The 24,221-nt window shown below is 44.0% G+C and carries 23 protein-coding genes; 15 read left to right on the top strand and 8 right to left on the bottom strand.

What is annotated here, in order from left to right; translation table 11 throughout:
* Positions 1-204: 204 nt before the first annotated feature.
* From ABMY41_RS17830 to ABMY41_RS17810, 5 genes are all read left to right on the top strand, one after another.
* Entirely contained in the window at positions 205-912 is a 708-nt protein-coding gene (locus ABMY41_RS17830; RefSeq protein WP_349275692.1) for a hypothetical protein, read from the top strand.
* Between the two features lie 362 nt (positions 913-1,274).
* Positions 1,275-2,339, top strand: a complete 1,065-nt coding sequence (locus ABMY41_RS17825; RefSeq protein ID WP_349275690.1) for a hypothetical protein — start codon at positions 1,275-1,277, stop codon at positions 2,337-2,339.
* Between the two features lie 202 nt (positions 2,340-2,541).
* Positions 2,542-3,486, top strand: coding sequence for a thioredoxin family protein (locus ABMY41_RS17820; protein ID WP_349275689.1), 945 nt, complete (start codon positions 2,542-2,544; stop codon positions 3,484-3,486).
* 2 nt (positions 3,487-3,488) lie between these two features.
* Positions 3,489-4,877 carry a conjugal transfer protein TraH gene (locus tag ABMY41_RS17815; RefSeq protein WP_349275687.1) on the top strand — a complete coding sequence of 463 codons (1,389 nt, stop codon included), beginning with the start codon at positions 3,489-3,491 and terminating at the stop codon, positions 4,875-4,877.
* A 3-nt stretch (positions 4,878-4,880) separates the two neighbouring features.
* Entirely contained in the window at positions 4,881-8,450 is a 3,570-nt protein-coding gene (locus ABMY41_RS17810) for a conjugal transfer protein TraG N-terminal domain-containing protein (RefSeq protein ID WP_349275685.1), read from the top strand.
* Positions 8,451-8,482: 32 nt separating this feature from the next.
* Here ABMY41_RS17810 and eexS read toward each other — a convergent pair whose 3' ends face one another.
* From eexS to ABMY41_RS17775, 7 genes are all read right to left on the bottom strand, one after another.
* Positions 8,483-8,914 carry an entry exclusion protein EexS gene (gene eexS, locus ABMY41_RS17805; RefSeq protein ID WP_349275683.1) on the bottom strand — a complete coding sequence of 144 codons (432 nt, stop codon included), beginning with the start codon at positions 8,912-8,914 and terminating at the stop codon, positions 8,483-8,485.
* A gap of 64 nt (positions 8,915-8,978) precedes the next feature.
* Positions 8,979-9,512, bottom strand: a complete 534-nt coding sequence (locus ABMY41_RS17800) for a FlhC family transcriptional regulator (RefSeq protein WP_025441473.1) — start codon at positions 9,510-9,512, stop codon at positions 8,979-8,981.
* Complete coding sequence (locus tag ABMY41_RS17795; RefSeq protein ID WP_000210563.1) at positions 9,509-9,808, bottom strand: flagellar transcriptional regulator FlhD; 300 nt, start codon at positions 9,806-9,808, stop codon at positions 9,509-9,511. The genes ABMY41_RS17800 and ABMY41_RS17795 overlap by 4 nt, the downstream gene beginning before the upstream one ends.
* Complete coding sequence (locus tag ABMY41_RS17790) at positions 9,805-10,353, bottom strand: lytic transglycosylase domain-containing protein (protein WP_349275677.1); 549 nt, start codon at positions 10,351-10,353, stop codon at positions 9,805-9,807. Before ABMY41_RS17790 ends, ABMY41_RS17795 begins: the two co-directional genes overlap by 4 nt.
* Positions 10,340-11,002: a DUF6475 domain-containing protein gene (locus tag ABMY41_RS17785; RefSeq protein WP_146508491.1), complete on the bottom strand. Its 663-nt coding sequence runs from the start codon at positions 11,000-11,002 to the stop codon at positions 10,340-10,342. The genes ABMY41_RS17790 and ABMY41_RS17785 overlap by 14 nt, the downstream gene beginning before the upstream one ends.
* The gene (locus ABMY41_RS17780) at positions 10,989-11,858 is read right to left on the bottom strand and encodes a hypothetical protein (protein WP_349275675.1); all 870 of its coding nucleotides are present in this window, start codon (positions 11,856-11,858) and stop codon (positions 10,989-10,991) included. Before ABMY41_RS17780 ends, ABMY41_RS17785 begins: the two co-directional genes overlap by 14 nt.
* A gap of 55 nt (positions 11,859-11,913) precedes the next feature.
* The gene (locus tag ABMY41_RS17775) at positions 11,914-12,165 is read right to left on the bottom strand and encodes a helix-turn-helix domain-containing protein (RefSeq protein WP_349275674.1); all 252 of its coding nucleotides are present in this window, start codon (positions 12,163-12,165) and stop codon (positions 11,914-11,916) included.
* A 117-nt stretch (positions 12,166-12,282) separates the two neighbouring features.
* Between ABMY41_RS17775 and ABMY41_RS17770 the strand changes: the two genes are divergently transcribed.
* From ABMY41_RS17770 to speD, 9 genes are all read left to right on the top strand, one after another.
* On the top strand, positions 12,283-12,930 hold the full coding sequence (locus tag ABMY41_RS17770; protein ID WP_250661348.1) for a LexA family transcriptional regulator: 648 nt from the start codon (positions 12,283-12,285) through the stop codon (positions 12,928-12,930).
* Between the two features lie 194 nt (positions 12,931-13,124).
* The gene (locus tag ABMY41_RS17765) at positions 13,125-13,703 is read left to right on the top strand and encodes an aminodeoxychorismate/anthranilate synthase component II (RefSeq protein WP_135923252.1); all 579 of its coding nucleotides are present in this window, start codon (positions 13,125-13,127) and stop codon (positions 13,701-13,703) included.
* 48 nt (positions 13,704-13,751) lie between these two features.
* Positions 13,752-14,912, top strand: coding sequence for an HDOD domain-containing protein (locus tag ABMY41_RS17760; protein WP_058584015.1), 1,161 nt, complete (start codon positions 13,752-13,754; stop codon positions 14,910-14,912).
* A 369-nt stretch (positions 14,913-15,281) separates the two neighbouring features.
* Entirely contained in the window at positions 15,282-16,487 is a 1,206-nt protein-coding gene (locus tag ABMY41_RS17755; protein WP_058583979.1) for an aspartate aminotransferase family protein, read from the top strand.
* 80 nt (positions 16,488-16,567) lie between these two features.
* Positions 16,568-17,584 (top strand): arginine N-succinyltransferase, encoded by a 1,017-nt coding sequence (astA, locus tag ABMY41_RS17750; RefSeq protein WP_289097525.1) that lies wholly within the window; start codon positions 16,568-16,570, stop codon positions 17,582-17,584.
* 18 nt (positions 17,585-17,602) lie between these two features.
* Positions 17,603-19,072 (top strand): succinylglutamate-semialdehyde dehydrogenase, encoded by a 1,470-nt coding sequence (astD, locus tag ABMY41_RS17745; protein WP_062566651.1) that lies wholly within the window; start codon positions 17,603-17,605, stop codon positions 19,070-19,072.
* Positions 19,073-19,200: 128 nt separating this feature from the next.
* A complete protein-coding gene (locus tag ABMY41_RS17740; RefSeq protein ID WP_054563480.1) occupies positions 19,201-19,548 on the top strand; it encodes a DUF3802 family protein in 348 nt (115 codons plus the stop codon).
* A gap of 145 nt (positions 19,549-19,693) precedes the next feature.
* Positions 19,694-20,107, top strand: a complete 414-nt coding sequence (locus ABMY41_RS17735; protein WP_055020887.1) for an OsmC family protein — start codon at positions 19,694-19,696, stop codon at positions 20,105-20,107.
* Between the two features lie 88 nt (positions 20,108-20,195).
* On the top strand, positions 20,196-21,008 hold the full coding sequence (speD, locus tag ABMY41_RS17730) for an adenosylmethionine decarboxylase (RefSeq protein WP_054552422.1): 813 nt from the start codon (positions 20,196-20,198) through the stop codon (positions 21,006-21,008).
* 57 nt (positions 21,009-21,065) lie between these two features.
* On the opposite strand, the gene ABMY41_RS17725 is transcribed toward speD, so the two are convergent.
* Positions 21,066-22,376 (bottom strand): M24 family metallopeptidase, encoded by a 1,311-nt coding sequence (locus tag ABMY41_RS17725; protein WP_349275694.1) that lies wholly within the window; start codon positions 22,374-22,376, stop codon positions 21,066-21,068.
* A gap of 174 nt (positions 22,377-22,550) precedes the next feature.
* On the opposite strand from ABMY41_RS17725, the gene ABMY41_RS17720 reads away from it, so the two are divergent.
* Positions 22,551-24,029, top strand: a complete 1,479-nt coding sequence (locus ABMY41_RS17720; RefSeq protein WP_349275670.1) for an NAD(P)H-hydrate dehydratase — start codon at positions 22,551-22,553, stop codon at positions 24,027-24,029.
* Positions 24,030-24,221: the final 192 nt, after the last annotated feature.

The following is a 24,221-nucleotide window of genomic DNA, read 5'->3' as shown; positions in this document are numbered from 1 at the left end:
CGAAAGCAGAATGAAGAGCTTGTTCTATATTCACAAAAAAATCCGTAGTTAGTTGCCTAACTACGGATTGTGCATGATCATTCTGATCGGTCAACTGATCAACTTCTTAACTGATCAGCATTAGGCTTCGGCCCCTTTTTTTGCGCCTTGCATATTTGAAAAAACATGGAGAATGAAAAATAGATAACCAATAGGAGAACAAACATGATGGTATTAACCCTGTTAACAAAGCAGATTGATGGTGAGTTTACGGTTTACTGGAAGACCGGCCTTCGAAGAGGAGGTGAACTAAAGGTCGATTTAGGTGAGCAATACGACAAGCTAGCTGAGCAGCAAAAGCCAATTGCAGCTGAGCTCTATGCAATTCACCACCTACTGTCAGTGAAAGAGGTGATGGGGAGTAACCGAAGCGGTAATGGGCTTCAAATCCGGGTCAGTAAAGGAGCTATCAAAAAGTTACAGAAACAACGCTCAACTCAGCATTCACTTTACAGCCTGACTAGGTTTTTGCTCACTCGATACCAGGAAGCACAGATCTCGGTAGAGAAGCGGGACGATTGGCTCTCACATTCCTTCGAAGAATACAGCGTCGATAATGCTACAGTGAGAGAAATCGATGAGGTCATCAACGTTCCGAACATTGGACCTGTCGTGGTGACTCGTCACGCGCTTGAAAGATTCGTGGAACGGCTTTCTGATGGAGTGCCCAAGCATCCTTGGAAGGCTTTGATTTCAAAGCTGCTATGCTCGGCGCTAACTAAAGCCCAGTTACCTGAAAGTGTCGCTATCCAAAAAGCAAAAAAATATGCACAAGAGGCCGAGTTCTGGCAGCATGTTGCTAGTAAAATGCACTTTGTAATGGTTCCAAGTTGCTCAATTAAAATTTTGGTTACGGTTATTGCAGTAAAGTGAGCTAAAGTAGTATTCGAAGTTTCTGAATATTGCTTTATGTGCCAGAAGTAGACGTTAGAGGTCTACCTTGAGCACTGATCTGGTCGATTCATCTTTTCCTTTTTTGAACTGCACGATCCATTCGTTTTCAGTTTTTCTTTGTTATGGTTGCCTGAAATTCAACAATGCTATATATTTTTCGGTGGCGCTAGCCACACTTGCACACGAGTGAAAAACAGCAAATTGACCTGAAAAGGCGTATTGAAAAACCAACATTTACTTAAATTTGAATGATACATACATGGCTTGAGAGATCATGTTGTAATCGTGTGTAGCAATGATTGATAACGGTTAATAACTGTCTCAAGCATATGGATATGTATATGAAAATTTTAAAACCCATCATTTTTACGGCTCATTCTGAGTTAAAAAAAGCAATTCCATCAATAAAGAAAAGCCATTTATACGAAGCTTTCGCAGCATTTTGCGGCTTTAAAAGCTACGCGGCATTTCAAGTTGCCTCTGAATATAGAGTTGAAAACCTTGAGATCGCAAATAGACAGTGCTTTGAGCGCTTGCAAGTTTTAGATTTTGATGCTGGTGTTTCGCTTCAAGTATGCCAACAAATCCAGCAAGCTTGGGAGCAATTTAACGTTATCTCTTTAGATGACGTTTATGCATTTTATTCTGAGGCTTCTTTTGAAAAAGCATTAGGTGAAACACGAATGCTAAGCGTTTTAACCTCATTCATAGATGCAAATGACTCAGAAGCGATATTGGTTGGCCTTGTTGTAGCTGCGACATTATTGGCTGAATATGAAGATAATCCTGATAACAGAAGTGGTGAGTTCTGGTATAACAAAAAACTAGCAGGTCATTCGCTTAATTTAATTCAGTCTGATGTTGCTGAGCAATACCAGAAAATCGTCCCTTATCGAGAGCTTTTAACGCTGGTATTAAAGAAATTTGAAAACAGTAATGATGCGGTACTTCCAATTCCTTCATCGTTGAAACCAATCTATGATCAATATGGTGACGGCCATAGTCACTGCTGGAGTGGGTATTTTTATGATGATCCTTATGTTGTGATTGAGGCCATTGGGTATGCTTTGCATTGTCATGACGAAGACGAGCCAGTAATCTCAATTAATTTTTATCTTAATTGGCTAAAAGCTGAAATGATTGTTGCTCCGTCACGCGATGGGTTGATTGAAATCATCGAAGCTACGATTAGTGAAACTGAAAAGTGGTTTTGGTATTACGTTGGTCTACAGCATGATTTCGACGTAACCAAAGATTGTTACAGATTAATCAATGCTGACACTGGTGAAGATTATGATGATTATGGGCCAGCAGTAGCTGTTGGCGATGACGGTGTAGCGCTTCCAATTATTTCTGACGACTTAAAACTTAAACTAAAAACTGTTGCTCGAAAACTTATCTCTTAATCTTTGAGACAAAAGTGATGGCTATGCTGAGGTGTAGCCTTTCGCTCATAGCTGAAAACCATATCTTTTGCTCATTAACGTTAGCTGTTGTTACTGGTCACAACAGCTAGTCAGAAACACTCACAATTCCTTCATCTATCTGGCCAATCGGACTTACGGGGATCTTTAGCATGTTAGCTCTGTGAAATTTCTGGAGCTGACAATGAGAACGCCTTTGTTACCTTGGTTCATCCTATGGGTGACCATCCCAATCATTATTTTCTTTCTATTCATCTTGCCCGCCTATGCTAGTGATGGACAATTCTATCAGCGTGGTCAGGAAGGCTGGTTTTGGTATCAGGTCATTCCTGAACCAACGGAGGCTGAAGAGCTTATAAAGCCGGAACTTGGTTCCGTTGAGCCCAGTCAGGACGAGCTAAAACCCCTCAGTGCTGCCTGGTTCCGAGAGCACATGCAGTCGTTCATGGACAAGGCAATTGATGAGCCGACGAATGAGAATGTCAGAGCCTATCTGTATCTCCAGCGAGTCATGATGGATAAGGGCTCACAGTTTGCTGATGTTAGTCAGCAGGTGGTCATGGGCGATCCTGTTTTGGATGAAATCAGTCGCAGACCCTTGGCGACCTATGCTGCCAATCGGATGGATCGAGAAGCTGGCGCTCAACGTGATGTAGCTTTAGGTGAAGTAGCAAAACGGGCTGGCTTGTTCTTCTTCTATCGTTCGGATTGCCCTTATTGCCATGCTCAAGCGCCTATCATCGAATCCATGGCTTTGAACTACGGTTTCGAGGTGTTTGCTATTGCTGTCGATGGCTTACCTTTACCAAGTGGAGAATTTCCAAATTACAAAGTCGATTCAGGACAAGCACAATCGTTGTCCGTTACGACTGTTCCTGCGGTCTTCTTAGTAGACCCGCCTAATGTCATCACTCCGATTGGCCAGGGCGCAATGAGCCTTGATGAGCTCAATAATCGAATCATTCTTGCAGCCCATCAAGCCGGTTGGATTGACGATCAAACTTACTATGCCACCAGACCTGTTCAGCCCGGCGTTTCACTCGCGATGTCAGCCCAAGAGCTTAACGAAAAAATATTACAGGACCCTGAGTTCCTTGTTCACTATCTGCGTGCACAAGGAGGGTTATAACGATGAAAAAAGTATTCCAAGTATCGCTAATCGCCTGTGCGATTGGTTTTTCATCTATGAGCCAAGCAAGCTTGCAACAGGAGATGAATCAGTTGTTTGGTTCAATGACCAACACCACTGCGCCTGGTGTATTCGAGAGTCAGCGGCGTGGCGTTATATCTGGTGGAAGTGTTGTTGTTCGTAACAGGATCATGAACGAGAACCTCGTCTCTATGGTGCCTCCGTCATTCCAAGCCGGTTGTGGCGGCATTGATATGTTCGCTGGAAGTTTGTCATTTGTTAACGCGGATCAGTTTGTTCAATTACTTCGCTCTGTTGCTGCAAACGCCAAGGGGTACGCATTCCAATTGGCGCTCAGTGCTATGTGTGAGAAATGCTCTCAGCATATGGAGACACTGCAAAAGAAAATCCAGCAGTTGAACGAGTATTTCGGCAATTCCTGTCAAATGGCTCAGGGAGTCGTGAACGATACCCTGGCTGCTTTTGGTAAAAAGGGGCAAACAGAAGCCAGCATGTTGAGCTCACTTAAAGGGGCTGGAGACGTTTTTACCAGTTGGAGTGAATCCAATGGTAAGAACCCATATGAGAACGCTTCGAGTGTCGCGGCAACTGATGTGAACAGAACGATTAAAGGTAATTTGGTTTGGCGAGCACTGAAACGTCACTCGGCATCAAGCTGGTTTGCATCGGGGGATGACCGTTTTCTTGAAGCGGTTATGTCGGTGACGGGTTCGATCATTGTTGGTGATCTTACTAATGCCGCTGATGGCCAAGGTAAAGCCCCAAAACTGACCAGACTGAATGGCAATAAAGTGACTATTGAGCATCTAATTCATGGCGGCAACGTCGATATGTACCGATGTGACACAGTGACGCAAGACGGTTGTCTGAACCCAACAATCACTAACGTGACTCTTACCGGGTTATCAACCCAGGTAGAAAATTTACTTCTTGGTACAGGTTCTAGTAACGGCATTATTTTTAAGTTTGCTAGAAATACAGGGGCTGCTAGCACCATCGAAAAGGCTTTTATGACCTCGGCTCCTGCGAGCATTGGCGGCATGATTCGAACACTTTCTGCATTAAATGAAGGGGCTGCTAGGTCGTTTGCTTCAAGAGCTGCGCCATTTATTGCTGTTGAGATGGCCCGAGCATTGGTTGAAGACATGCTCAATGCAGCTAGAAGCACCTCTGGTGTAGAAGATCATGCCTATGCGAAGTTGTTAACTGAAGACCTCGAACGTACACGTCGCCAAATCAATGAGGAGTACGCCGCGTTACAGCGAAGATACGGCTCAGAGCAAGAGTTGCTGGCGCATTTTAATCAGGTGATTCAGACCATTCGCAAACAGCGTTATTACACCGTTAAATCTACGGCGCTGGGGGAATAGATAATGTGGGAAATCTATTCCATCGGGGATTCGGCTTTTTTAGAACAGGTCCTGAATGCTGTCGCGATGATCACTGGTACAGGCGACTTTACTTCAATGGTTCGCATTGGCTTGCTCATTGGGGTATTGATGGTCTCTGTTCAGGCCTTAATGCAAGGTGGACGTGGGATTAACTTTCAACACGTTTTAGTCTCATGGCTAGTCTTTGCAACCATGTTTGGGCCCAGTACCCGAGTGAGCATTGAGGATGCGTACACGGGACAAGTTCGAGTGGTTGATAATGTGCCCATCGGTGTTGCTGCCGCAGGCAGTACGATTTCTACAGTTGGCTTTCAAATCACGCGATTGTTTGAAACGGCGTTCTCAACTCCCGCGATGACGGAATACGGCTTTGCATCCAGTTTACAGTCACTGATTAAAGTGAGAAAACAGGTGATGGATCGCTCTGGGTTGGGTGATGCAAATCGTGTCGGCGGTTCGGACATAGAGCAATCGTGGTTTAACTACATCAAAGAGTGCACCTTGATTGGTATCGACATTGGCCAAAAGAACCTCGATCAGGTGCTGAGTGATCCTAACCCGATGACTGCGATTAGGTTTGATTCGCGCATTTATGGCACGCGCATCATGCTCAGTGGTAGCAGTAGCGATCTGGACTGCACCGATGCCTATAGCCAACTGAAACTCATGACAGAATCAACCTTCATTCCAAGGCTTAAACAGGTTCTGTCAGCCTCATTGGGAACTTCGTCAGCCACTGACACTGATGACGTGATCCGAAATGCACTGAATAACCTTGGTTTGGCTTCGGTTAACACCCAAGAGTACATGACCGCGTCAGTGCTTTTGCCTATTTATGAGCAAAGCGTGACGGGCAAGTATATGGATGATCAAGCTTTCACCGCAGCCGTGATGGTTAACCAAGCGATTGAGCAGCGCAATACACAATGGGCGGCGGAGCAGACCCTGTTCCAAAGTATCGTTCGTCCGATGATGACGTTTTTTGAGGGGTTCATTTACGCCATCACCCCATTGATGGCCTTTGTGATTGCCCTTGGCCAAATTGGGATGCGAATGGCCGGGAAGTACTTGTTAATCCTGCTTTGGATTCAACTTTGGATGCCTGTCATGGCCATCATTAACCTGTATATTCATTTAACCGTTGCAGGGAAAATGTCGGCGCTTGATGCCTTTGCAGGTACAGAAGTGCCATCTTTTGCTGGGATGATGCAGATGGATTCAGTGCTGCAAACCTGGATAGCTACTGGCGGCATGTTGGCGTCGAGTGTTCCTGCAATTTCGCTCATGCTCGTGTATGGCTCAGCAATAACTGCAACCCACTTGGCTGGACGTCTTCAAAACGGTGATGCCATTGATGAAAAGCTGGCAAGTCCAGATGTCGCGAAAAATGCCCCAGTCATGCAATCACAGTCAATGTTCCAAAATTCAGCCCTTACGGGTTCTGCTATGACCGGCGCGTCAAACCTACTAAGCAGTTTCTCTGTAGGAAACGCAGTGGGTTCAATGGTCGGCTCTGCAAAAGAATCCATGACTCAGGCAACCCAAGCCTTTAGTCGTCAGGTTGGGAATACTATGAGTCGAACTTTTGGTGAAAAGCTAAGTTACGACAACCTGTCCTCGGTTGGACGTCAAATTGGTTCTTCTAACTCCGCATCTAGCGCCGTTGTTAATCAGGTTACTGATGACCTGCAAACTCGGTATGGTTTTGGAGACGATAAAAAAGATGCTGTACGTGGCTTGGTATCGGGCGTGCTATCGGGAGGCCTAAGGGTCGGTGGCGATGGAACCATTACTAATCCCGGTGAGAAAGAAGTTGCTGATAAGGGCTTTCTTGGAAGGCTTCTTGGTACTGGCGGCAATGATTCTCCACAGGGCAACTTGCCAGGAGTCGATAAGCCAGACTCATCTCGTGTACCAAAACTATCAAGGGTACGAGCAGGGCTGGATTTAGGTGGTAACTTTAGTGGCCAAGTTGAGTCATCAGAAGGCAGTTCTCGATCTACGACCGCAAATACGCTCACTGGGGAGATGCAAAGCTTGGCATCGAGTGATTCACGACGTGCTGAGTATCGCGATGCAATGGTTAAGGACCTTTCAGATTCAAGACGTTCTGGCGTTGAGATGTCCTTGTCTAACCAAGACTATCAGTCTCTTCAGAGTTCAGCACAAGACGTTGTCACGGCATCAAACCGCTTTAGTGAGCTTGATCAGGCCAGCTACAGTCTATCAGGACAAGGAAATACTGATGGTGCGACGTTAACCCGATTAGCGGCGGACAATCCTGAAGTCATGGATTATTTAGGTCGCTATATGAACCAGCATGTTGAAGCCGGTAACCGATTACGTGAAAACCTTCCAATGTATCAGCGCTTGCTACCTGATGATAATCAGGCGTATGTGGCCGCAGCTATGGAGTCTTTGACCTATAGCAACTCTTCAATCCCCGCTGAACGAGACAATGATTATCAAGCAGCAATGACTGTTATGGCCATGGCTACCGGAGCCGATTTACGATCAATTCAGCCGCGCTCTAATGAAGGCATGTCATCAACTGCATCTACTTTTGGTGGTATTCAAAGCCAAGTTGAATCGGGTGTATTGGGCGGCTACGAGGATGCGGCAACAGTTCAAACTCAGTTCAACGCAGCTCAATCGGCTTACCAAACCAATCTGTCTGGTATAGATGGACAGTTGAATGCGCATCAGCAGCAAGCTCAGCAGGCCGTAGCTTCTGACACAAGTACCTATCAATCTGGACTAAACAGTGAAGCTGGATCTCAGTGGCGATCACGCATTATGGCTGATGATAGCGGAGTCTCTGGTGCTGAAATGTTCTTCAACAGCGCCAGTGCTATTGGTGATTTCAGTGGCAAGCATACTGATGCAGCACTGCACACCTTGAATCACTTTGGCGAAGACTATGAGAGTTACAAAGAACAAGCGCTTGAAGATCCTGGCTCACGAGGTTTCTTACACAATGCAACGGTGGCCAGCAAATCAACCTGGGATGGCTTAAAAGCCGCCGTTGATGCAGGAACCTCTTTGGAAAACCCATTGACGGCGTTTAATGATGCATACAGTGGATCGAGTTCGCAGTATGCTTCCGAAGTAAACTGGGGCACTAAGTCTGAAGCCATGTTGGCGGGGGCATTCGGTGCGGCAGTTAACAATCGATATGGTGAGTTCCTAGAGCAGTATGCTGATGATTTTAAAAAGGAAGCATACAGCGAAGGGCAGAGAATGGGATTGACCCCGATTCAAAGTCAAGTGTTCGCTCAAGCTTTCAATGAAGGTTTGGCGGGGCGCGTATTCAACTCTGAAGACTCATCGAGTTGGTCGCCTGAAATGCTTGGCCTAAGGGAGCAAATGCTAAATGAGTATCGTCAAAAGGATGAGAGTGGCGCTTACATCCCTGACAGTGTGTCCGAAGAAGATAAAGCATTTGTGGATAAGCAGATTGCAGTGATCTCAAATGCATCCCTTGCGGGAGATTATGCTCAGAACTACTTGATCGATATTAGGGCCTATAACCAGGCATCAGGAAGGAACTAAAAACAGAAGGTAGCCAGCTTGTGGTGGGCTGGCTATTTTTTTGGCTTTTTGGGATACCTAGGATAAAAGCCATCAAAAAACGAATGGAGCTTATACCAATACCATTTTTCTTCAATGCTCAAAGTTCTACCCGAATCTTTAACTTGGCTGCTCAAGAATCTAGTTCCAGTACAAATAGCTAAGAAAAAGAGTCCCAAACCAACAATTGTCCAACTCGCTTGCAAATATGCGATTGCTACAAGCATAGTAATGATGGCTATAAGTCCGATGGGATTACAGGTCGCTTTGAATCCCAAGTAGCTGAAAAAAACGACGGTGCAGAACAGAAATGGCAAAGCCGCTAACTTGGCAGATGCTGTTAATATTTCTGAGGGAAAAAAATGAGCCACAGCCAAAGTCGCCAGAAAAAGCCCCAGTGATATAACCCAGCTGCGTGCTGGTAAAGATTTAAGTAAGTTTGTCATCTTAGTACTCTCAAAGTGCACGGGCGGTGCACAATCAAATCAAATCAAATCATGAATCAGCATGTTAGTTCTCACAAAGTGCTCTAGTGGTTTGCTCGGCCATAATCTCGCACACAGGACATTTAAGCTGAATGCGCTGTTGAGATACCGTCAAATACAGACTACCGCATCGACACCGGTGTAAGGATGCAAGCTGTGATCTTAAATCACGAGCTAGAACCCAACCTTCATTGATGGTCAGTTTTTTCCAGGGGATCTCAGCTGGAAGATCTGCTTCTTCTCTTGCAACCAAGTACGCATCGTAAGCCTTCATCAAAGCATCGATATTTAATTGCTTGTAGACATTATCACCACCAATATTGACATAAAGCGCCATCAGGAGGGAGCCTTCAACTAGGGCTCTTCTGCTTTTAACAATGGCATCAGATTCAGGCAATTGACCAGGACAAGGTGACTTGCCAGTCACTTCTTTGTGCAGCCTTCTGATAATGTGGATTGGCAAACCAGTATCGAGCGCGATAATGGTTGTTCGAAATCCATATTTAATAAGCAGCGAGGCTCGGGTAAACAGCTCACTTTTGGACAGGTTATCAATCATGCATCCCCCTTGTTGTTTAGGGTTGATAATAAATAAGCGATTCTTGGGATACCTGTGCCTTTGCTCTTCACCATCTCAATCAGTTGGCTTTGGTTACCCCTTGGTTGAAACAGCATGAATGATGAGGTCGCCACTCGTTGCAGGTCGTCAACACCGGCATTAATCAGTGCATCCACCACGTCGCGTGTAAGTCCAAAGCGCAAGACCGCCTCTTGCGGATCAATTCGCGCTAATTCACGTGCTGCGTGTAGGTACGCCAAATTTAATTGATAGAAGTCTTGTTGATTGGTTGTCATTGACGGACCTCCAGTTCATGTAAAATATTGCGATAGATAGAAAGCACTCTTTGCCCATACCAGCGAGCACGCTCTTCGTTCCAACTGTGATAGCGGCCTATGCCAAGCTCTAAATCGTTTGGTGAAGACTTGATTGCTTCGGCCAAAATACTGGAGCCGACAGTAAGGTTGGTGATGGGGTCTAGCAGTTCTGCTGATGAGCTCACTCGATGCCCATGCCAATGCAAATTGATTTGCATAAGGCCAATATCGAGCTGGTATTTTTCACTCTCTTGAAGTGCCTGGTTTAACAGTTGCTCCGCTTCTGTCTTAGATTTGGCGTAGGTTGCGTTTGAACCATTGCGAATTGCGTATGGCCATGGACTGGTCATGTTAAGACCTCGATGTGAGGCTGACTCAGCCAAGGCAACGGCGTAGAGCATGACTGGATCAATACCAACACTTTGTGCTGCTTTTTCCCAGTGATAGCCCGGAAACGCATAGACTGAAGTGCTTGCGGACATGGCTATCACTAGGGCAACGGTTTTTGCTTTAATCGTTTTCATTTTTGTCCTCTAATTGATTTCCGAGAAGCGCCTGAATGGCTTTCGGGCTTATTCTTTTTAAAGGCACTGCGCTAAAACTGGCGATGCCTCTCGTGTATACTTGTGCCGCTTTTGACCAGTCACCCACGGCAACAGGCGCTTGCATATCAAATCCTTTTTGCTGGTTCTGATGGTCTGCAATACCCTGTAATAGCCTTGGGTATTCACCCACTTCGTCCCGCAGCAAATAAGCCTGGTAGCGTGTTAAAAACTCTTTTTGCTTAAAGGGGTATTCCCTGTCATCAACTTTGCAGAGTTCAACCCATCCCCCCATGTCTGAAATCACGCGGTGGATAAGTGCATCGTCAAACATCACGGATGTCCAAGCGCCAACCTGACGAACAGCCTTGTCAACTTTGTTCCAAGCAACCATGGCTCTTGAACCCGAGTTGCCATCGATATGCTTGATGACGTCAGCGGGCTTTGGAAAAAATTGCCCAGTATCCGGTGATTGAATATGCCGAGTCAGACCGATTCGCACTTCTTCAATGCTATAAGCACGAAGCGCTTCAAATGCGATGGATAGCAATTGCGGTGATACGCTTTTGCCATACATGGCCCAAGCAGCTCCCCAAACTTCAGCAAACTCGCGTTTATTAACCTCCTGCACTTGAGCGAACCTCCCGAATACCTGGTCTGGCCCAGCTTTCAGCGATGCGACGATTGCTTTCTTCAATATTCAATTGGTGATTGCTGCCCTTTAGGCTCGTCGATGATTGCTGTACTTCATCAATGCGAACGTACTCGTCTTCCCATTGCCGGTTTAAAAGCCAGTTATGTGGCATAGGGGTCTTAGTCCGATCTTGATACTGCAATCGGTTGTCACGTTGCTCTTTCCAGCGTGTTAGCACTTCCAAAGCGAGTTCATGGTCTTCATTGAGGCCCATGCGTAGCCATTCTTCTTTAGCTTTCGCTTTCTTTTCTTTGCGTATTTGTACATCCCAAAAGTCTTCAAACTGTATGTGGGCAACAGTTTTAACTGTTGGTTTATTGCTTCTCTCAGAGTCATCCGACCGTTGAGAGTCCCTTACCGGGTTGCCATCAGGCATAAACAATGATGAAAATTCTTCTGGAAGCCGAGCTTGGAAAGCGGCAAGTGACTTCAAAAGCGATGCCATACCAACGAAGTCGGCAGGTACATCTTTAAGTAACCGAAAGGCTGCCTTACCTTGGTTCGGGTTTTCGATTGGGTTGTGCTTCAGAAAGCTCCGAATCAAAGTCCAACCAGATCCCTCGCAACGAATGAGGAACTGATCTTGTTCTAACTCATTCAGAGCCTTGGCAACCTGTTGCTCATCCCAGTTCAAGTCAGAAGCAACGTAACCAATCGGCAATCGAAAGCAGCCAAGCAAATTACAATGTGGGCATGTAAGCAAATACAGTCCTAGCAACTTCGCTGAGTCACTCCAGGACAAAACGTTTTGCTTTAGCCAAAAGCGGGTATAGACCTTGCCATAATCACGCATGGAGGAACTCGCTTTTGTGTTTACGTAAAATGCTGACCATTACTTGCCCTTAATCCTACTGGTTACTAGCTTTCAGCTCGCTTGGGCATTCGGGATAGATGTCCGGTCTTAACTGAGATCGGGTTACCTGTCCTTGCGTAACTTGTTCGATGGGTAAAACGAATTCAGCGGGAACACGCCCTGATTTATTCAACCAAAACCAGACGTTTTGCTGTTTTGAGTTGATGGCTCGTGCTAATGCTGATTGCCCGCCGACCAAGTCAATGGCACGGCGGAGATGTTTTTGTGTCGTGTTGAACACTTCCATACCGTCTCCTGTTACAATAATAACTGTTACAAGATTGAATGTTACAGTTTAAACTGTAGATTAGTCAACAGTTAAAATTGTTGAAAGGCTACAGTTTTATTTGTAGAATACGGGCTTATGAAAACTTTATCCGAACGACTAAACCATGCCTTGCAGCTTACTGGGGTGACTCAGTCTGAGTTGGCTCGTCGCATTGGTATCAAACAGCAGTCGATCAGCCAGATTTGCTCTGGTAAATCGGCTAGGTCTCGTTACACCATGCAGATCGCGGAGGCGCTTCGCGTGAATGCTCATTGGCTCGCCACAGGTGATGGCGAGATTGGCTTGGGGGTCGGTAATGTAGAAGTCGGGCCTGATATTAAGGGAGGAATTCCTCTCATCAACTGGGTTCAGGCCGGTGATTGGACTGAAATAGCGGAGGGATTTGCCCATGAAGATGCTGAGGAGTGGCGTGAAGTCACTGGGAAAGCACATGAGGGTTGTTTCGCACTTCGCGTAAAAGGCGACAGTATGGAAAATCCAAGCGGAAAAAAATCCATACCTGAGGGGGCAGTGATCGTTGTTGATCCTGAGTTACCTTACTCTTCAGGTTCATTGGTTGTTGCGCGTTTGGATGATTCGAAAGAAGCAACCTTTAAGCAGTTGGTTATTGATGGTGAACAGAAGTATCTAAAACCTTTGAACCCGCAATACCCGGCAATACCGATCAACGGCAACTGCACCATCATCGGTGTAGTACGACAAGCTATCATCGATTTCTGGTAGTATGGCCCTAGTAAGTTTTGTCCTTGAACTCTGATTCTGAGCGAACCGGTTGTAGCTCAATGTTGGACTCCGGTTTTTAAATTTTTATTGATATGTGTGTAAATAAGCACTGATTGAAATTGCGGGTATGAATGCGGGTATGGTTACCATCGCTGTGATAAAATTTACAATTAAAACAATGAGGTAATGCCTGTATGCTACTTATGATCGACAATTATGATTCGTTTACATACAACCTAGTGCAATATTTTCAGCGCTTAGACCAAGATGTATTAGTTAAACGGAACGATGAGATCAGCATTGCTGAGATTAAACAACTTAATCCAGAGCACATCGTACTATCGCCTGGGCCATGTTCACCAAACGAAGCGGGGATTTCCTTGCAAGTGGTCGAACAATTAAAAGGGCAGTTGCCAATTCTTGGTATTTGCTTAGGTCACCAAACTATTGCTCAGGCTCTAGGTGCTGATGTTATTCGTGCCAAGCAAGTGATGCATGGTAAAACGTCGTTAGTTAAGCATAGCAATCAAGGTGTGTTTAATGGTTTGGCAAATCCACTGACGGTATGCCGGTACCATTCTTTAGTGGTGGATAAACAAAGCCTGCCTAGTGACTTCACTATTACCGCATGGACAGAACAAAATTCTGATTTTGATGAAATTATGGGGATCATGCATAATGATTTAGCACTTGAAGGAGTGCAATTTCACCCCGAAGCAATTTTGACCCAACAAGGGCTTGAATTACTTGCTAACTTTTTAACTCGCTTCTAACCTTAGGCTAGTGAATTAACAAATATGACCGACAATACGCCTGTGCAAATGACCGAAGAAAACCGACAACAAAGGACTGCGATGGTGCTTAATGAGCGCGCGCACGATCTTTTGCTTGGTCACAGTTTTGCACAGCGTCAAATTGGCTATATTCACACCCTCGAAATTGATTATGGCGAATCAATGGAACAGCGAACTCTATTAGAAGTAGAAGTTGCTGCCGAGAAAAAACGTCAAAAGAGCAGTACAGCTCACCATAAATACCGTGCACAGGCGAGCAAGCAATTACACCAAGTGATTGAGGCTGCCATGCATAAGCAGCTTGAAGACATTGATTCAGTAATTCATGAAACTATAGGGATTCAAGATAGCGTACCTGCTATTTTAGATATTTTAGCTGTGCGTTCGGCCTCAGTAGGTCGACTAGAGCCGTTAGTTAAAGATTTGAGTTGGTTAGGTCGTGAGCTCGTTGCGTTTGTGAATTTGCCTTTTTACCGAAAACAACGTAATAAACACACTTCAGTTCAAGTCGATAACCCACTGTTAGCGCTGCGCTACATTGGTTTAGATAACTTAAAGTTTGTCGTGCCAACCTTTGCGGTACGCCATTGGATGCCACACAGTACAGAGCCATTTCCACTACTAAAGCGCCGACTTCGTGATAACTCAATGGCGTGTGCCATTGCTGCTCAAGAACTTGCTAAATTAAATGGTGTAAATGAGGTGCATGCGTTTACTTTAGGTATGCTACTCGACGTGGGTAAGATAGCGCTAGTCCGTATATACCTTCGTATTTTCGAGTTAGTTTGGCAGCGCCAAGTAACGAAAGCCCGTGATGAGCAAAAGAAAGATCTACACACAGCTTTATTAGAGCTAAAACCGGATCCTTTATTTTTAAGCACCTTGCTAAATAAGCAGTCGATGAAGGTAACAGCCACCGTAATTGAGAAAATGGCTTTTAGGTATTTGCCATTTAATGCGGTAATGCAGCAGTTAACTACACCTTTAGCTAAAAACGATGAGTATTTGCCGCTTACCAAGGTGATTTTAAAAGCACGTTGTTACGCTCAGTATTTAAGTTTAAATGAGCATCAACTAGTCGAAAATGACGAAACCGAACGTTGGTTTGCACACTTCGATTTCACTAAAGAAGAGCTTGATCAGCTAGCAAAATGCAATTTTGATCGCTTTCATATTCAAATTAATTAAAAAAATTGTTAATTTTTTTGCGACTATTCATTCATTGTTTATCAATCCGCAGTGACAAATTTTTTCTCTTTAGCCTCTGCTTGGCTCACTAGCCGTACGCCTTTTTATAGTATTTAGAGCAAAAAATAGCCTTCAAATAGTTATTCACTATCCATGAAAAAATATCTCAAGCCCTTTATTTTCAAGGGCTACATGAAAGTTTTCTAAGAGACAGGACGAAAATTTTCTGGAATAATGGATGAATGAAAATTGAACCAAAGAGTAATTTTGGTGATTTTGCGCTAAGCTCAATCGGCTAAGTAAAATGGCTTAGTTTAGCTTTAGAGCGCCACCTTACTCTGAGTGTGCTTACAATTATGAGGATATAAAATGACAGTCAATCGCGAATTATTTGATCAAGTAATGGTTCCTAACTATGCACCATCAAGTGTTATTCCAGTTCGAGGCGAAGGCTCTCGCGTATGGGACCAAGAAGGTCGCGAATTTATCGATTTTGCTGGTGGTATTGCTGTTAACTGTCTTGGCCATTGTCACCCAGCTCTTGTAAGTGCATTAAAAGAGCAAGGCGAAAAAATTTGGCACTTATCAAATGTAATGACTAATGAGCCAGCGCTTCGCTTAGCTAAAAAGCTAACTGACGCAACGTTCGCTGAAAAAGTATATTTTGCTAACTCTGGTGCAGAAGCTAACGAAGCGGCACTTAAACTTGCACGCCGTTTTGCACTTGATAACTTTGGAGAGCAAAAGTCACAAATTATCTCATTCAACAAAGGTTTCCACGGCCGTACCTTCTTCACAGTAACAGTAGGCGGTCAAGCTGCATACTCTGATGGTTTTGGTCCTAAACCTGGTGATATCGTTCACTGTGACTACAACGATTTAGCAGCATTTGAAGCGCTTATCTCAGACAGCACATGTGCAGTAATGATGGAGCCTCTGCAAGGTGAAGGCGGTATCATTTCTCCAACTGCTGAGTTTGTTGAAGGTGTTCGTGAGTTATGTACTAAGCATAATGCACTACTAATCTTTGATGAAGTACAAACAGGTGTTGGCCGTACGGGTGAGCTTTATGCTTATCAAGGTTTAAATGTAACTCCTGATATCTTAACGACTGCAAAAGCGTTAGGTGGTGGTTTCCCTATCGGTGCGATGATCACCACAACTGATATTGCTAAGCACTTAAAAGTAGGTACTCATGGTTCTACTTACGGTGGTAACCCACTTGCGTGTGCAGTAGCAGAAGCAGCATTCGACACAGTAAATACACCAGAGGTACTTAACGGCGTTAAAGAAAAGTCAGCGTTATTCCGTGAGTTACTAACTGCGATTAACGAAAAGTACAATGTATTCACTGAAATCCGTGGCGAAGGTCTATTAATTGGTGCTGTAGTAACAGAGCAATTCAAAGGTCGTGCAAAAGAGTTTTTAGTAGCTGGTACTGCAGAAGGCGTTATGTCTTTAGTTGCTGGCGCTGATGTTGTTCGTTTCACTCCGTCACTTGTAATTCCAGAAGCTGATATCCGCGAAGGTATGGCTCGTTTCGAAAAAGCAGTTGCAAAAGTCGTTAACGGCTAAACGAAACTGTCATTTCAGGGCAAGTTAAGCTTGCCCACATTTCTTAATTTACCGTTATTTATAAGGGAGCAAGCGGACTTATGATGATCCTTCGCCCAATCCAGCAAAGCGATTACCAAGCGTTAGTAAAGATTGCTGTTGAGTCAGGCCATGGCTTTACGTCTTTGCCTAATAATGAAGAGTTATTACAAAAGAAAATTGATCATTCTGTCAGCTCATTTGCAAAAGCAGCACAGCAGCCAGGTGATGAAGGTTACTTGTTTGTTCTTGAAGATAGCGAAACGGGTGAAGTTGTAGGGACTTCGGGTATTGAAGCCGCTGTTGGTTTAGATGATGCTTTTTATCATTATCATTTAAGCAAAGTAATTCATTCTTCTCGTACGCTAGACGTGTATAAAGCCGTTGATATTTTAACCCTGTGTAATGATTACACCGGTGCAACTGAGCTATGTACATTATTCTTAAAAGATGGCTACCGTAAAAACAATAACGGTAAATTGCTTTCAAAAGCGCGTTTTATGTTTATTAATCAACATAGAGAACGTTTTGCTGACACCGTAATTGCTGAAATGCGAGGTGTGTCAGACGAAAGCGGCGAAAGCCCATTCTGGCAATGGCTAGAAGAGCACTTTTTCTCAATGGACTTTCCAACGGCAGATTACTTAACGGGTATTGGTCAGAAAGTATTTATTGCTGAGTTAATGCCTAAATACCCAATTTACGTCAACTTACTGAGCAAAGATGCACAAGCTGTGATTGGTCAAGTACATGACAACACACGCCCTGCGATTGAACTATTAAAGAGCGAAGGTTTTACCTTTAATGGTTATGTAGACATTTTTGATGCAGGCCCAACTGTTGAAGCAAAAGTAGATAACATTGCTACAGTCAGAAATGCCCACACAGTTAAAGTTGAAATTGGTGAAAGCCAAGGCGACACCACGGTATTGTTAGCAAATGATAAAATTACTGATTTTAGAGCAACCGTGACTCAAGTTAGCCTATCATGTGATGCCGATAGCATCACAATCTCAAGTGAATTAGCAAAAGCACTTCACTTAGAAGCGGGTGATTCAGTATCACTTGCAGAACTATAGAATTCAGGAGACATATTAATGACTCATGCAGCGCAATTTATTAATGGTCAATGGCAAGCAGGTCTTGGTCATACTTTTCAATCTGTAAACCCAGCAAATAATGATGTAATTTGGCAAGCAAATACGGCAACCGCTGAACAAGTAGACGGCGCAGTCGCTGCTGCACGTGAAGCGTTTTACAGCTGGGCTGATAAAACATTTGCAGAGCGTTTAGCGATTGTAAAAACATTCGCAGAAACACTGAAAGAGCACAGCGAAGAATTAGCGATTGCTATCGCACAAGAAACAGGTAAACCACTTTGGGAAACACGTACTGAAGCAGGTGCGATGGTGGGTAAAATTGCTATCTCTGAAAAAGCATTTTTAGAGCGTACAGGCGATGTTGAAAACCCAATGCCACAAGGTCGCGCGATGATCCGCCACAAGCCTCATGGTGTTGTAGCTGTGTTTGGCCCTTATAACTTCCCTGGTCACTTACCAAATGGTCACATTGTACCTGCACTATTAGCAGGCAATACCGTGGTATTTAAACCGTCTGAGCTAACGCCAGCAGTTGCTGAGTTAACGTTAAAGTTATGGCAAAAGGCGGGTCTCCCTGCAGGTGTTATCAACCTTGTGCAAGGTGAAGTAGAAACGGGTAAAGCGCTTGCATCTCATAAAGGGATCGACGGTTTATTCTTTACTGGCTCTTCGCGCACTGGTCATATTTTACATGAACAGTTTGCTGGTCAACCGGGTAAAATCTTAGCCTTAGAAATGGGTGGTAATAACCCGCTTATCGTTACTGATGTTGCTGACACTAAAGCGGCTATCCACGATATTATTCAATCAGCATTTATCTCTACAGGTCAACGTTGTACGTGTGCGCGTAAGTTATTCTTACCTGCAGGCGAGCAAGGTGATGCCATCTTAGCGGGTCTTATTAAAGCAACTAAAGCTATTAAAGTAGGTGACTACGACGCAGAAGAGCAACCTTTCATCGGGTCAATGATTTCTTCAGCAGCAGCAGCTGGTATGGTCACAGCACAACAGCAACTTGTTGAGCTTGGCGCTGAAGTGTTAGTTGAGCTAACGCACAAAGAAAATACCGGCTTTGTAACACCGGGTATTTTAGAGTGTACAAATGTAGCTAACTTCCCAGACGAAGAGCACTTTGGACCACTGCTTAAAGTATTCCGCTTCACTGATTTTGATGCCGCTATTGATAAAGCGAATGACACAAGCTTTGGTTTATCAGCTGGTTTATTAAGCGACAGCGCAGCAGATTACGACCATTTCCTTCGTCGTATTCGCGCAGGTATCGTAAACTGGAACCGTCCTATCACAGGTGCATCAAGTGCAGCACCATTTGGTGGTATTGGTGCATCAGGTAACCACAGAGCAAGCGCATATTATGCTGCTGACTATTGTGCATACCCTGTCGCTTCGGTAGAGCTTGAAAAAGTAGCAATGCCAGCGACATTAAGCCCAGGCTTAAAAATCGATTAATAATCGTAAATCATTATAAAAAGCAGCTTCGGCTGCTTTTTTTGTATGAGATGCTTGGCAAAGGTAGCAATTAAAAGCGCTTTCTGCTTAAATCTAAAGAGATAGTTTTTTATTAGGTGTGCAGTCGTATGGTTTTAGATAGGCAAGGGTACGATGATCTTGTCATGTATCTCACTCAAAATTTAGCGCTTTTTGAGAAGCCGGGTCAAATTAAACCAGGAGCTCCAACAGTGTTAGAGCTGATTGAAGACGTGATAGCAGAAAATGTCATGTTACTTTGCGAGCAACACACAGAGCTTAATACAGAACAACGCAGCCAAATTGTTCGCGAAGTCGACGGTATAGTATATGACTTACAAGAAGTGCTGAGCAGCGTTACAAATCACACAGTAACCGTTGAACAACACGCGTTTATTGATGAGTTTGCTGGATTAGTAAAAAACTTATTCGATAGTGCTGTTGTCGAAAGTGCCTAACTTATAAAGCACAACACAATTTCTAGTCTTTAAGCGAGCAGCTCAAAGTTAGCAACTCGCTTTCCTTTAAAGCTCACCTCTTATCCCTTGCATCTGTGTGTGACTTGCTTACAATCAAGCAAAATAACTTTAAGAGATAAAGCACATGCAAGCGAATGTAAAATGGGTAGAAGGCGATACGTTTATTGGCCTTTCAAATTCAGGTCACAATGTAGTTTTTGATGCAGGTAGCGATAGCGCTGCGCCAAGCCCAATGGAAATGGTTTTAATGTCAGCGGGTTGTTGTTCATCTGTTGATGTAGTTAGTATTTTAAAAAAAGCAAAACAGTCATTTTCTGATGTGCAAGTTAAGCTATCTGCAGAGCGTGCTGAGTCAGCACCTCGCGTGTTTACCAAGATTAATCTACACTTTGTGGTTACCGGTGATAATGTCTCTGAAAAGCACCTTGCAAGAGCGGTACAATTATCTGCTGAAAAGTATTGTTCTGTAGCCTTAATGCTTGATAAGACAGTAGAAATTACGCATAGTCATGAAGTTGTGCAAGAACAGGTAAAATAACGCTTTTTCCGAGCAGGAAATTCGTATAAAATCCGCGAACTTTTATTTCTGCTGGTGCAGGTTTCACTCGTTTTAAGGTTGGTTTAGCATGAATAAACCCTTCGATAAAATTAAGCTTCATGGCTTTAATAACTTAACTAAGAGCTTAAGTTTTAGTATTTACGATATTTGTTACGCAAAGACGGAACAACAGCGTAAAGAATATATTGAATATATCGACGAACAGTACAGTGCTGATCGCCTTACCGATATTTTAGGTGAAGTTGTGGATATTATTGGCGCAAACATTCTAAATGTTTCTCGCCAAGATTATGATCCGCAAGGCGCCAGTGTGACAATCTTGATCTCTGAAGAGCCAATTGAGCAACAAACAACGTATGACGTTGATGAAGCGCCGGGTCCTCTTCCTGAAACAGTGGTAGCGCACTTAGACAAGAGCCACATCTGTGTTCACACATACCCAGAAGCACACCCTGATGATGGTATTTGTACGTTCCGTGCTGATATCGAAGTATCAACGTGTGGCATTATTTCGCCATTAAAAGCGTTAAACTTCTTAATTCACAGCCTTGAGTCTGATGTTGTAACAATTGACTACCGCGTACGTGGTTTTACTCGTGACGTAGATGGTGTTAAACACTATATCGATCATGCAATTAACTCAATTCAGAACTACATGACTGAAGATACCAAAGAAGCGTACCAAATGATGGACGTGAACGTGTATCAAGAGAACTTGTTCCACACTAAGATGATGTTAAAAGAAACTGACTTGAATACTTACCTATTCGGTGTTTCTACAGCAGATCTTTCGGAAGAAGAAGAAGAAGTTATTTACTCTAAGCTGACCCGCGAGATGCAAGAAATCTTCTACGGTCGCAACTTACCAGACACTGAGTAAGTCACTATAGCTTTAAAGAAACGGCGCTTAATGTAAGTTACGCGCCGTTTTTTATAGTTACTTCACGAGTAATAGCTCTGTTTGTCTGCCGTTCAAGTACCAAACCCCTTTGTTATCAAAAAACGCGTCCTCTTCAAGCATTATGCGAATCTCTTTGTTCCAAGGTTTAATGAATACCGCATTATTTAACTCAATCGAGTAGGCTGTATTATTGTGAAGAGGGTAATCACCATCGCCTTCGACACCTTGCTGAGAGTCCCACATACCCAATGTTGTACCTGCACCATGACCATGATAACCAATTGGGTGTGTGTAGATTGTTGGTTTTAACCCTTTTGCAATTGCCTCGGCGCGTGATTCTTTCAGTACTTCGTTACCGGTTTTCCCTGCTTCAAAATGCGAGGTAAAAATATCTTGTAATTGATTGCCACGTTTTAATGCGTTTATTAGATACTCAGGGGCCTGTGACTCATTTTCTTTTAACACATAAGCATGTTGTTGAGTGTCAGTATTTAAGCGCAAATAGGTAATACCAAAGTCAACATGCAGCAGATCACCTTCTTGAATGATTTGTTTATCATCTTTATTAAAACTGGTCTCATGGTCAAAAGTTGTTTTATCAGCACGTTGTATACTGACGCTTGGGTGAAACCATGTTTGCAGTTTTAAATCCCTTACTCGTTCTCTAAACCACCAAGTTAAATCTGTGGTTGTTGTTTTGCCAACAGTGATGACTTTACTTGAAAACCCCTCTGCAATAATTTGATGCGCAATGGCGATCGCTTTTTTATACATTGCTATTTCTTCAGGTATACGTTGTTCTAGCCAAGCTACTGCGAGGGGCTCTGCAGACATAAGTTTATTAAGGTATTTGTTTGGGAGAGCACTTTTAAGTGCATTAAAATCGCTAACAACGAGTCCATCTGCGTGAGCCCACGTTTTCGATGTGTTAAGTGCGATATTTTTGGGTTGATATTGCTCAATCAGTTCAACTAAGGCTAACCATTGATCTGGCTGCTGCTGTTTGTCCCATGCTTTTTTAAATACAGTACCTATGCTGTAGGGCGCAATTGCGAGTGCATCAACTTCGCCTTGTTTATTACGTGCAAAAACAAGTATGGTTGTTCGCCTTGCAGAAAGCCAAGTAGCGGGTAGAAAGGTTTTTAAAATAGGGTCTTCATTATATTCTCGGCTAATCATAAGCCACATATCGATGTTATGTTGCTTCATAAGCGTTGGTAAAAGAGTTTTAACTCTAAGCTCTGTTATTTTATCTATAAAAGCAGCACGCTCCTTCATTGGCAGTATCGAAAATTCACTTGCCTTAATGGGTAATGTCCATAAGGTATATAGCATTAGCGCTAGCATGATGTTTGTTTTGTTTAGCACGTTGTTATTTCCTTTATTCTTTTTATGCACAGCTTCAAAACATAGCAACACTATATACAATAAACGAGTAATTTAAGATGAGTTGCAGCTTTCTAAGTGGAAACTCGCTTGCTAGAGTAAGATTTAAATATCTGAAGAAATTTAAGGATAGATATGTCAGTTGTTCTCTCGCAGTCAGTATTTTTAGCAGAGCAAGTTCGTGACCATGAAGGACCTGCAGCTAAGCGCTCTGGCGTAACCTTGTATGATCTTATGGAGCGAGCAGGGCTGGCGACTTATCAGCAAGCTATCAGCTATTTTCCTAAAGCAAGTACATTCGTTGTGTTAGCGGGCGTTGGTAACAATGCCGGCGATGGTTATGTTGTTGCTCGCTTAGCTAAACAAGCGGGCAAACAGGTTACGGTTATTGCAGCAATATCTGATAAACCGCTCAAAGGCGATGCGCTCAGTGCTCAGCAAGCTTGGCTCGACGCTGGAGGAGCAATGACCGCTGATGCCAGTGCTATTGAGCAAGCAGATATCATTATTGATGGCCTGCTTGGCACGGGAATTCAAAGCAAGGTACGCGAGCCTTTTTCAACCTTGATTAAAGCAGCTAACGAAAGCCAAGTGCCGATAGTTGCTATTGATCTACCTTCAGGCATTCATGCAGACACAGGTGTCGTACAAGGAGTCGCAATAAAAGCCGCGGTTACTGTGACTTTTGTGGGGATTAAACAAGGTTTAGTGACAGGGCAAGGTAGAGCGCATGCAGGGACATTAGAGTTTAATGATTTAGGTATTGAAGATGCCTTTTTAAAACAGACATCACCCACGGCTGAGCTTATCAACTATCTGAACCAAGTTAGGCTTCCTGAGCGCGATAACAACAGCCATAAAACCAGCCATGGTAAATTGCTGTGTGTTGGTGGTAATGTCGGCACTGCAGGCGCTATTCGTTTAACTGCAGAGGCAGCGCTTCGCACCGGTGCGGGTATGGTCAAAGTGTATACCCATAGTAGCTCTATTCTACCAGTGAGTATTGGCCGGCCAGAACTAATGGTGACAGATACAAACCTGATTAGCGCCCTAGAGTGGGCAACCTGTGTTGCTATTGGCCCTGGACTTGGTCAAGGCACTTGGTCGGAAACAACCTTTGAAGCAGTAATGCAGTATTGCTTTACTAATAACAAGCCATTGGTTATTGATGCAGATGCACTTAATTTAATGGCTCAGCATGCTTCGTCATTCCCATTAGCTAATACCGTTATCACACCACACCCCGGTGAGGCTGCAAGGTTACTTAATTGTCGCGCTAGCGATATTGAAGAAAATCGCTTTCATGCGGTAAAGCAGCTCGCACGTAGCTATACCACTACTTGTGTACTCAAAGGCGCTGGCAGTTTAATTGGTGATAATAACCAAACATGGGTGTGTACCGACGGTAACCCAGCACTTGCGGTTGGCGGCAGTGGCGATGTATTAACAGGTATCATAGCGGCATTGATCGCACAGGGGCTTACTCCTCAGCAAGCAGCGTGTTTAGGTGTAACCTTACATGCAAAAGCCGGGGATATTGCCGCAGAGCGTGAAGGCGAAAGAGGTATGTTAGCGAGTGACTTGTTTGCGATAGTGAGGGAGTTGGTTAACTGAGCCGTCAGCCGTCAGCCGTCAGCCGTCAGCCGTCAGCCGTCAGCCGTCAGCCGTCAGCCGTCAGGTGATCTGACTCCATAAAAGTAGACACCTTTTTGGAGTCAGTAATCATGAAAGTAAAACCATATCGTAAACATTCACTCGAATTTAAAATAAAAGTCGTTCAAGAGTCGTTAGACACCACAGATACAG

Origin of the sequence: Pseudoalteromonas sp. BZA4 (genome assembly GCF_040104395.1) — a bacterium.
GTDB lineage: Bacteria > Pseudomonadota > Gammaproteobacteria > Enterobacterales > Alteromonadaceae > Pseudoalteromonas.
The sequence above is the reverse complement of the archived record's forward strand: the minus strand, read 5'-3'. Positions and strand labels throughout refer to the sequence as shown.

Coding starts and splice junctions, on each gene's coding strand:
- ABMY41_RS17780 (WP_349275675.1), bottom strand. CDS start 11,858: ATGCGTGATTATGGCAAGGTCTATACCCGCTTTTGGCTAAAGCAAAAC.
- astD (WP_062566651.1), top strand. CDS start 17,603: ATGACTCATGCAGCGCAATTTATTAATGGTCAATGGCAAGCAGGTCTT.
- ABMY41_RS17795 (WP_000210563.1), bottom strand. CDS start 9,808: ATGACAACCAATCAACAAGACTTCTATCAATTAAATTTGGCGTACCTA.
- ABMY41_RS17720 (WP_349275670.1), top strand. CDS start 22,551: ATGTCAGTTGTTCTCTCGCAGTCAGTATTTTTAGCAGAGCAAGTTCGT.
- ABMY41_RS17825 (WP_349275690.1), top strand. CDS start 1,275: ATGAAAATTTTAAAACCCATCATTTTTACGGCTCATTCTGAGTTAAAA.
- ABMY41_RS17735 (WP_055020887.1), top strand. CDS start 19,694: ATGCAAGCGAATGTAAAATGGGTAGAAGGCGATACGTTTATTGGCCTT.
- ABMY41_RS17765 (WP_135923252.1), top strand. CDS start 13,125: ATGCTACTTATGATCGACAATTATGATTCGTTTACATACAACCTAGTG.
- astA (WP_289097525.1), top strand. CDS start 16,568: ATGATGATCCTTCGCCCAATCCAGCAAAGCGATTACCAAGCGTTAGTA.
- ABMY41_RS17810 (WP_349275685.1), top strand. CDS start 4,881: ATGTGGGAAATCTATTCCATCGGGGATTCGGCTTTTTTAGAACAGGTC.
- ABMY41_RS17800 (WP_025441473.1), bottom strand. CDS start 9,512: ATGATTGATAACCTGTCCAAAAGTGAGCTGTTTACCCGAGCCTCGCTG.
- ABMY41_RS17760 (WP_058584015.1), top strand. CDS start 13,752: ATGACCGAAGAAAACCGACAACAAAGGACTGCGATGGTGCTTAATGAG.
- ABMY41_RS17820 (WP_349275689.1), top strand. CDS start 2,542: ATGAGAACGCCTTTGTTACCTTGGTTCATCCTATGGGTGACCATCCCA.
- ABMY41_RS17790 (WP_349275677.1), bottom strand. CDS start 10,353: ATGAAAACGATTAAAGCAAAAACCGTTGCCCTAGTGATAGCCATGTCC.
- ABMY41_RS17775 (WP_349275674.1), bottom strand. CDS start 12,165: ATGGAAGTGTTCAACACGACACAAAAACATCTCCGCCGTGCCATTGAC.
- eexS (WP_349275683.1), bottom strand. CDS start 8,914: ATGACAAACTTACTTAAATCTTTACCAGCACGCAGCTGGGTTATATCA.
- ABMY41_RS17815 (WP_349275687.1), top strand. CDS start 3,489: ATGAAAAAAGTATTCCAAGTATCGCTAATCGCCTGTGCGATTGGTTTT.
- ABMY41_RS17830 (WP_349275692.1), top strand. CDS start 205: ATGATGGTATTAACCCTGTTAACAAAGCAGATTGATGGTGAGTTTACG.
- ABMY41_RS17755 (WP_058583979.1), top strand. CDS start 15,282: ATGACAGTCAATCGCGAATTATTTGATCAAGTAATGGTTCCTAACTAT.
- ABMY41_RS17725 (WP_349275694.1), bottom strand. CDS start 22,376: ATGCTAGCGCTAATGCTATATACCTTATGGACATTACCCATTAAGGCA.
- ABMY41_RS17770 (WP_250661348.1), top strand. CDS start 12,283: ATGAAAACTTTATCCGAACGACTAAACCATGCCTTGCAGCTTACTGGG.
- ABMY41_RS17740 (WP_054563480.1), top strand. CDS start 19,201: ATGGTTTTAGATAGGCAAGGGTACGATGATCTTGTCATGTATCTCACT.
- speD (WP_054552422.1), top strand. CDS start 20,196: ATGAATAAACCCTTCGATAAAATTAAGCTTCATGGCTTTAATAACTTA.